This window comes from Streptomyces filipinensis (assembly GCF_014649495.1).
Classification (GTDB): Bacteria; Actinomycetota; Actinomycetes; order Streptomycetales; family Streptomycetaceae; genus Streptomyces; species Streptomyces filipinensis.
On sequence record NZ_BMTD01000076.1, the window covers coordinates 1 to 1136 of the forward strand.

A 1136-nucleotide genomic window follows, 5' to 3' on the forward strand; every position below is an offset into this window, starting at 1 on the left:
CGCAGGGCGGCCTCGATCTCGCCGAGCTCGATCCGGTAACCACGGACCTTGACCTGCTTGTCGATACGACCCAAAAAGTCCAGCGAACCATCCGCCAGACGCCGCGCCTGATCACCACTGCGATACATCCGCGCACCCGCCGCACCGAACGGATCCGGCACAAACCGCTCCGCCGTCAGCGAAGGACGCTCCAGATACCCCCGCGCAACAGCAGGACCACCCACATAAATCTCACCCGGCACACCCACCGGCACCAACCGGCCCTGCGCATCCAGCAGATGAATCCCCGTGTCCGCCAACGGCACACCCACCGGATTACGATCCGACCGCGCAAGATCCGCCTCAGTCACCCGGTAGAACGTCGAGTGCACCGTCGTCTCGGTGATCCCGTACATGTTCACCAACGCCGGACGCTCAAACCCCATCACATCCGTCCACGGCCGCAACTCACTCAACTCAAGCCGCTCACCCGCGAAGATCACCGCACGCAGAACCAACTCCCCGACCCGCGCATCACCCGCACCCGCCAGAGCCGACAGCGAACGGAACGCCGACGGCGTCTGACACAACACCGTCGCCCCCGACGCCACCAACACATCCAGGAACTCCTCCGGCGAACGCGTCACCGCCGCGGGCACCACCACAAGCCGCCCACCATGCAGCAACGCACCCCACATCTCCCACACCGACACGTCGAACGCATACGAGTGGAACAACGGCCACACATCACGCTCACCAAAGCCATAACGCTCCCGCGCACTCGCGAAGAGCCGCAGCACATTGGCGTGCGTCAAACTCACGCCCTTCGGCTTACCCGTCGAACCCGACGTGTAGATCACATAGATGAGATGGTCCGAACCACCCGGCACAACCGGTTCCGTGGCCGGCCGGGCCGCGATCGCCGCGGCATCCCGCTCACCGTCGATGACCACGAGGCCGCCGTCGAAGAAGCTGCCCACACGGTCGGCGAGGCTCGTCTGTGTGATCACGGCCAGAGCGCCCGCGTCGGCGGCGATGTGCGCCAGTCGCTCGTCCGGGTTCACCGGGTCGAGCGGCAGATACGCGGCACCCGACTTGAGCACACCGAGAATCGTCGGGATCAGCTCAAGGTCACGCTCCAGCGAGACACCGACCAG

1 protein-coding gene is annotated in these 1136 nt (G+C 65.4%); it reads right to left on the minus strand.

The genetic code is table 11. The annotated features are described in order from the left end of the window. Positions 1-1136, minus strand: a 1136-nt coding sequence (locus tag IE244_RS41530) for an amino acid adenylation domain-containing protein (protein WP_191878764.1), incomplete at both ends; no start/stop codon positions are given.